The sequence below is a fragment of the Novosphingobium sp. PASSN1 genome, assembly GCF_002278815.1.
The window spans coordinates 130,574-138,051 of record NZ_NKIS01000007.1 but is presented as its reverse complement, the minus strand read 5'-3'; the positions used below and the strand labels follow the sequence as shown (position 1 = coordinate 138,051).

Annotated in this window: 8 protein-coding genes; all 8 read right to left on the bottom strand. The window is 65.1% G+C overall.

Annotated elements, in window-relative coordinates; all coding sequences use genetic code 11:
* Window positions 1–92: 92 nt before the first annotated feature.
* Complete coding sequence (locus tag CFE35_RS13235; protein WP_292931101.1) at window positions 93–482, bottom strand: single-stranded DNA-binding protein; 390 nt, start codon at window positions 480–482, stop codon at window positions 93–95.
* A 529-nt stretch (window positions 483–1,011) separates the two neighbouring features.
* Entirely contained in the window at window positions 1,012–1,284 is a 273-nt protein-coding gene (locus CFE35_RS13230) for an AbrB/MazE/SpoVT family DNA-binding domain-containing protein (RefSeq protein ID WP_292931099.1), read from the bottom strand.
* A 106-nt stretch (window positions 1,285–1,390) separates the two neighbouring features.
* Window positions 1,391–2,347 (bottom strand): DUF2493 domain-containing protein, encoded by a 957-nt coding sequence (locus tag CFE35_RS13225; RefSeq protein ID WP_292931097.1) that lies wholly within the window; start codon window positions 2,345–2,347, stop codon window positions 1,391–1,393.
* A 305-nt stretch (window positions 2,348–2,652) separates the two neighbouring features.
* On the bottom strand, window positions 2,653–3,375 hold the full coding sequence (locus CFE35_RS13220) for an RES family NAD+ phosphorylase (protein WP_292931095.1): 723 nt from the start codon (window positions 3,373–3,375) through the stop codon (window positions 2,653–2,655).
* Window positions 3,347–3,721 (bottom strand): MbcA/ParS/Xre antitoxin family protein, encoded by a 375-nt coding sequence (locus CFE35_RS13215; protein ID WP_292931094.1) that lies wholly within the window; start codon window positions 3,719–3,721, stop codon window positions 3,347–3,349. The genes CFE35_RS13220 and CFE35_RS13215 overlap by 29 nt, the downstream gene beginning before the upstream one ends.
* Before the next feature lie 62 nt (window positions 3,722–3,783).
* Window positions 3,784–4,206, bottom strand: a complete 423-nt coding sequence (locus CFE35_RS13210; RefSeq protein ID WP_292931092.1) for a hypothetical protein — start codon at window positions 4,204–4,206, stop codon at window positions 3,784–3,786.
* A gap of 13 nt (window positions 4,207–4,219) precedes the next feature.
* Window positions 4,220–5,185, bottom strand: coding sequence for a zincin-like metallopeptidase domain-containing protein (locus tag CFE35_RS13205; RefSeq protein WP_292931090.1), 966 nt, complete (start codon window positions 5,183–5,185; stop codon window positions 4,220–4,222).
* Between the two features lie 159 nt (window positions 5,186–5,344).
* Complete coding sequence (locus CFE35_RS13200) at window positions 5,345–7,363, bottom strand: ParB/RepB/Spo0J family partition protein (protein WP_292931088.1); 2,019 nt, start codon at window positions 7,361–7,363, stop codon at window positions 5,345–5,347.
* Between the last annotated feature and the right edge of the window lie 115 nt (window positions 7,364–7,478).

Genomic DNA, 7,478 nt, shown 5'->3' with positions numbered 1-7,478 from the left:
TCGATGCCCCCGCGCCGCCGATTGCTGCCCAAGCACAAAGAAGGCCCCGGCAGATCGCTCTGCCGGGGCCTTGTTCGAGAGGAATGAGCCCCTCAGTCTTCGTCGATGTCGGGAGCGCTGTCGCTGGAGGTCCCGCGGCCCTTGGTGAGAAAATCGACCTTGTCGGCGATGATCTCACAGCCGTAGCGCTTTGTGCCGTCCTGGTCTTCCCACTGGGTGTAATGGATCCGGCCCTCGACCGTGACCAGCTGGCCCTTGCTGCAGAACTTGGCGACGTTTTGACCCAGGCCATTGAAGCAAGTGATCCGGTGGAACTCGCTGTCCTTGGCGGTGTAGCCGTTCTCGTCCTTGTAGGTCTTGCCGTCCTTGCGGGCGGGCCGGTCGGTCACGACCGAGAGGCTGGTGATGCTGGTTCCGCCGGTGGTGGTGCGGGTTTCGGGATCGCGGGCGATGCGGCCGACGAGGATAGCGAGATTGGTCATGGGTTTTCTCCTGATCGCGCAGGTCCGGGGTCATCCCGGCTGCGAACTGACCGTCAGAAGGGGGCGGCAGACGCTCGCACCGGAGGGGAACCTCGATCAGGACGGGTGGTGCGGGCAGCCCGGCAAAGCCGGGCAACACGGCCTGCCGGATCGGGGTTGCGAGGGGCTGACGGCGCCTTCAGGGAGGGGTTCGCGAAGAGCCGGATGGCCCCGGGCCTAAGCCGAGCGGGTGTCCCGCCATTTCGTGGCATTTCGCGGTTATGCTTGCTCTCGAACTTGCCCCCCGTCGAACCTAGCCCCATGCCTCGGCCATGCATCCGGCACCCGCTTCAGACATCGGACCGACGACAGAATGTGACCACTGCCGTGCGGGGCTGCCGGTTATTTCAATGGCCTTTCCGGTAGTTGCCATTTCAGAATTAGGGCAACCAACGATCGGCTGGGCGGCTTTGACCTTCGGGGATTTCAGGGCATCGCAAAGTGGTCGGACTGATCATCAAACCTTAGAGGAGGTCGGCCCGCCTGGGCATCAATCGTCCGAGCGATCACCTGCTTCGCGATCTATCGCCGCATGCATAGCCTCGACCGACAACGCAGGCCCGGCATGGCGCAACGAGCCGAACAGGGTATCGATAGCGGAGGGAGCAAAGGCAAACGTCTGTTTGAGGAGAAGGCCGCCGCGCGCATATTCGATCGCGAGGCGCGTTCCGGGTACCCACCCCAACGCGTCGCAGATCGCATTGGGCAGTATGATATGCCCTTCCTTCGATACAAAGGCGGCCGGCTGGATGGGATCGCTCACGGCGCGAACTCCGACTGAAGCTATGGCCGAAGATCAGCGTTTGAATGCACGTTGGCAAGCCCAGATTGCCAACGTCCGTGAGGACGCTGGCAACATGGAAGATCGGTCAGCCCGGCGCTCCATTGGCTGGCGCCTTGGGGCACGTGCCCAGCGGCCCGCGACGGTCGACCACGGTAACCCGGCGCGCCTTGGCATCGATCACGAGGCGTTCAAGTACGCCATTGCCGGGGAACGCAACAACGTAGCGCGGATCAAGGCTGAGCATGCGCTCGTTGCGATGGAACCCCGCGCGGCTGCCGAGCCGCAAGTCGAGCGCGAAGACCACTTGCGGGATCTTGTGCCGTTCGGCCCATGAGGATGCGAGGCGGTCGACGCCCTTGGTATCACCGCCATGGACAAGCACCATGTCGGGAACCCGGTCCCTAACCTTATCCAGCGTGGCCCAGATGTTGTTCGCGAACGTGAGCCCATCCGCTTCGCTGCCGGGCTTCATGCGCCCGCCTGCGAAGACCACCGGCGTGCCCTCGGGCATCGCCGCGCGGCGCTTGGCCTCGGCCCTTGCGCGCAGGAAATCGCGGCCCTGAACCAGCGCAGATGTGAAGCTCGCACCATGGTTGAAGCGCGAGCTCGAGACGGGTTTCCAGGACGAGCCAAACTCGTTGAGATAGAGTGCGGCAGCAATCTCGCGCATACCTTCGAAGGCCAGCATGGCCTGTTCGGCGCACTGTGCGCGCTCGACTTGGTTTTCAAGATCATGGGTGTGGACTTCTGAGCCATCGCCGCTCGCTACTAGCGCGCGGACTTCGTCGGTTGCCCGGTCAAGTGCCCCTGACTTGCGCTCTGCAGCGCGGTGGAAGATGTTGACGAACGCCCAGCCAAGGTCCTCGGCATCGGCCTCGAGCGCGGTGCCGGTGACCATCGCAAAGAGATCGGACCAGACGGCCTCGAGCGTTTGCGAAGCCGCTTCGCTCGACGGAAAGTCGGTCATGGAAAGCGGCGCTGGGCCAATTGAGAAGCCGGATAGATCGAGCCCGGAAAGCTGGTCGGCGAATGACGTGTGCATGGGAACCTCCTGACGGTTGCGAGACCGGCGAGGAGGATCATGGCCCTGCTGCCGGCGAGAGCCCGTCAGGGCCGGGCAAGCCTCGCACTGCACGCCCCACAGGGGCGGAAACCCCCTTCGGCAGGCTGGCGCGGGCAGGCGCGCTGCAGGCGCGCCAACACGGGCCTGACGAAGGCGGGTTGCAGCGCGCAGGCGACCGGCCCAGGGCCTCTCTCGCAGCGGCGGTAGGGCATGATCTGGCCAAGTCAAAAACTGCTCAGGAAGGCCAAAGCATTCCCTGCCGGCAGTGCGCTTCCGGCCTCGCGTCAGGCTAGTCCGAAATCCCCCGGCCGGAACACGAAACGTTCCTGCGATGGCAGCGCGGCGCGCGCCGACAGACGACCGTTCTCGAAGCGCAGATGCCACGTCCGGCGGATCGTGGGTTTGGGCGAGGCAAAGGCGGCAGGGTCAAGCAGGACCATGTTGCAACGGCGCAGCGGGTCCCGCGCTGAAAGCGTCCGGATCAGGGCGATGCCCACAGCGCGGGCGGCGGAGGCAAGGTCCTGGCAGGCCGAGTAGTCGACCGGGTCGATCCAGCGTGCTTCATGGCTGGCAAACGGTTCGCGCGTCAGATCGAGCACTTGGGCCGTCGCAACTTTGGCCGTGAAACTTGTGTGCTCGGTGGTCGTCGCAGGCGGGATGAAGCCCGGAGACCGCATATAGAAGCGCAGGCGCCAGAAGGCCGTTTCGGCAATCGCGGTTGCCTCGACTTCGCTCGCATAAAAGATGCCCGGTCGCTCATTTGCCCGCCGGAAGCGGCTCGCACTGCCATGGCCATAGCGGAATGGCGAGGCGAGGAGATAGTCGAGCCCGGCAGCGCTCTCAGGCAGCGGAGGCTTCACCGCCTCGGCCAGAATCTCGAGCCGCTCCTGGGCCTCGCGGGTGTCCGCCAGACGATCGGTCGAGATGCGGTGCTGCGCCTCTACCACCCGCCACACCTCGCCGCGCCATGACGAGACCTCAGACGCGAGCGCGGTGGGCGTCCACATAGTCGCAAACGGTGATGAGGCCGCGGATGCTGTCGATCAGATCGACCGGACGCGCGGCAAGATCGAGGTTGGGTGTTGCCAGCCAGGACTTTGCTGCCTCGTCGTCACTCCCGAGCAGCGCATCGAGCCCCCGGAACAGGCGCAGCAGAAACTGCCCGGCCTCAAACGACTTGGACGCGGGATCGAGCAGAGTTGTTCCTGCCTTCAGACGCGAGGCCGTGGCTTGCGACAAGCCCAGCACCGTGCCGAGCTTGGCATTGGACAGGTTCCAGAACTTGGCGATGCGGATGATCGCCGAGCTCAGAACTTCGGCATCGCTGGCAGCAAGGGCGGCTTTGGTAGCCATGGCACACATCCTTTCGATTGAATGGATATAGCACTATCTCATTCAAATGAACACTAATGAATTCAGGCCGCTCGTTTGCGATAGACGCCCTCCCCGTTCGACATATGACCGAGGCAGTCGTAGTCGCCGAACAGCGCCTCGAAGCGCGGCGAGATCTGCGCCAGCCAGCGGCGAGCACGGCCAGTTCTAGGATTGCGCCAGTCGCTTTCCCAATAGGGCCCATCCTCGCGCTCGGCCATCCACACGGCGACGAGGTTGCCGTAGATCGACATCCCGAAATCCGCATAGGCGTTGCGCAGGAGGATGCGGTCCTCTCGGCCGCGCCAACCTTGCTGCGGCTCCAGTGACGGAAAAGCCGCCCGCGCGCGCTCGACAAGATCCTCGCGCAGCCATTCGAGTTCGAAGCCCCAGTCGCCGTCATCGTCGATGTCGAGCACCTGGAATGCGACAACCGCTCCGGCGGGATAGCTGACAGAACGTCCCATCGATCCTCTCCCCTCAGGCGGCCAAAGCGTCGGCGGTGTCATCGCCGAGCGCATCGCTGCTGTCGTCGCCGTCGCCGGCGAGGGTGGTGCGGCCACCCAGCTTCAGTAGCAGGCTTGCCGCTTCCTCGGCGCGTGCCGCCGCGGTCAGGATCGCGCGGTCGTCGTCCTTGAGGAGTTTGAGCCAGTGCTCGATGTAGCTGGCATGACTGTCGAGATGCGCCACCGGCAGGCCGAGCTCGGCCCCGAGCATCGCGCTCGAGAGCTCCGCGATCAGCTCCTCGGCGGCATAGGCCGCGGTGCCAAAGCGGTTCTTGAGATCGCGGCCAAGGCGGCTTTGGTGCCCGGTCCAGTGGGACATCTCGTGGGCGAGCGTGGCGTAGTAATGGTCGAAGCCCGTGAACAAGCTTGCCGGCGGCATCGTGATCCGGTCGATGCCGGGCTCGTAGTAGGCCTCGGAGCCTGTGTTCCGGAGCTTGGCCGGGATTGCCGCAAAGAACCGGTCGAGTTCGTCCTCGCGGCCTGCGGGCTCCACGAGCTCCAACGATGCGACGGGACGAAAGTAGGCCGGCAGGCCTTCGACCTGATCGGCATTGAAGACCGGGTAGGATTTGAGCACGCGGCGGGCTTCCTCGCTGCGCTCGCCGGTATCCGGTGCCTCGACCTCCTTGGTGTAGCTCTTGTAGAAGATCGCGATCGTGGACTTCTCGCCCTTGCGGACTTGACCGCCGAGCTCCTGCGCCTGCCGATAGGTCATCCAGAATGGCGAGGCGTAGCCGCACATATCGGCGACCATCCAGAGCCAGAAACAGTTCATGCCGCGATAGGGAATCCCGCAGGCCCGCAAGGGCCGCGAGACCGGCACACCGCGCCAGGGCTGGACCCAGGGCTTGGTTCCAGCTTCGAGCCGAGCGATGATTTCCTGGGTGATGCGCGCGGCGGGCGAGATGGCACTGCGCTCGCGAGAACGGAATTTGGTCATGGGGCTTCTCCTGATCGGTATCCCCGTGGGCGCTCCTGCCCACGGCTTCCGTCCCCAGGGGCGCCTCCTCTCCTCTGGCCAAAAAAGAGAAGCCGTCCCTCGGGGGTGTGCCCGAGGGACGGCTTCGAGGTGCGCGACTGTCAGCCTGTCAGGAGGAGGTCAGGCTGCCAGATCGCGGGGGGACTCATCGGCTTGTTGGGACTCAAGGTCGGCATCCGAACCCTCGCTGAGCGGTTCACCACAAAGCCGTTCGGACGGAGCGGCCTGTTCGTCACCTGCGGCGAGGCCCGGGAACCGCATCACATCCGGCACCCAGGCCAGCGCGCGTTCACGCTCGGCAACTTCGGCGATTGTGGCACCGGCAAAGATGCGCTCGGCGCTGGCCGCCAGATCCGCCTTCTTGACCGAGACGTAACGCGCCGCGAGTTCTGCGCCGCCGACTTCGCCCAGCGCTTCAAGGATGATCTGCTTGGGCACGCGATCAAAGAAGTTCGCCGCTGTCGGCCGCCACCACTGCGCGATATCGATCCCGATCAGCGCACCGAGGTGATCCTGGAACGGAATTCGGCGCTCGCCGCTCATGTTGAGGCTGGCCTCGAGCGAACGCGCAACGACGTGTCCCAGCCAGGCCGCACGGACCTCGTCGCCGAGCGCACGGAACTGGTCGAAGCGTTCACGCTGATCGGAGCCGGCGCGCCAGCTTTCATCCAAAGCCGACCGGAGTTCAGCAAGTGCGCCGGTCGCAGTGGCGTCGGCAGGCTCGAACCCGACCAGCGGACCGCTCGGCACGCCGCCGCGGATGGTCGACGCGCTGCGCGCCTGCCAGTCGTGGCTATCTGCATCGGCGAGCGTGAAGACCATGACGTCGAGGGCGAGCGCCGGATCCGATGCCAGGTGCAGCGCGAGCACATCGCGGCGCTGCATGGCAAGTTCGTCGACAAGACGACGCGATAGCGTCGCGCGGCGTGATCCCGTCTCACCTTCGGAGCTGACCACTTCGATGCCATCGCCATCGCCCGGCACCGTCTCTTCCCGTTCGCAATAGAAGACCGGCTGCAGCACGGGCGTACCGTCGCGCGAGAGCGTGAGGATCATGCCCGCCGAACCCTTCTGCTCGTCGGGCAGGACCGGCTTACGGCTGCGGATGTCCTGCGTCTCGCGTTCGATCGCGGCGATGGCCGCTTCAGCGGCTTCGACCGCTTCGGGCGCGCTGTCCTCGTCTTCGAGGATCGCGGCGTGTTCATCCCACGAAGCGTCGAGCTCTTCCAACCGGGTCATTTCGGCTTCGCTGAGCGGCTCAGGTTCTGCCGGCAGCCGCACCAGACCCTCGACGAGATCATGGCTGGCATAGGGATCGAGGGTCGGCTTGACCCACGCCACACCGTGCTCAGCGGCAAGCGCTCGGGCTTCCTCCTCCATCTTCGCCGCAGCCAGTGTTTCAAGGAGCCTGACATCGACCCAGGTCTCGGTATCGGCATCGTCGAAGAGTTCGCGCTCGATCCGGCCGCCTGCCGCAAGGTATGCCTCCCGCCCGACAAGCTTGGCGCGGGGATCGTTGCCGCGGACCGTCCCGGTGAGCACCATCCGCCGGATGCTGTCCGCATTCGGTGCGTAGTAGGCACCCGAGATCTCGCCAAAGACGCGCGCCTGGATCTGCTGGTCCGACGTCGCACCATAGGCCTTGGCCATGTCGAGCGTGATCTCACCGGCAGCGAGCGCTTCGAAGACGACCGGAGCCAGTGTTGCGAGCCGCAGCCGCCCTTCGACGAAACGCACCGTGAGACCGAAGCGGCGAGCGACTTGTTCGGTCGTCGCCCCGCCCTCGATGAGCACGGCGAATGCCAGCGCTTCATCGGCGGGGTTCATGGCAAGACGGTGGAAGTTCTCCGCAAGGCTCGCTTCGGGTGCGGTCTCGTTATCGGCGCTGAGAACGAGGCAGGTGACCTGATGGTCGCGCGGCAGGACCTTGTCCTCAACCAGCGCGAGCATCGCGCGGCGGCGGCGTTCGCCGGCTTCGACTTCGAACCGGCCCTTGGGTGCGGCCCGGACCACGAGGTTTTGCAGCAAGCCGTGCGCCGCAATGCTGGCCTTGAGTTCGGCATCTGCGGCTGGATCGCCATGGCGGCGGACATTGCGGGGGGAGGCAACTAGCTTGCCGAGAGGAATTGTTTGGAACATCGGTTTCACTCCTGAACTGAGCCATTTGCCTGCGCCGACCATCGACGCCTGACAGGCTCAATCAGCGCAAAGCCCCCTCCCCTCTCTTTCGGTGGAGCACGTTTCCGCGCATCCA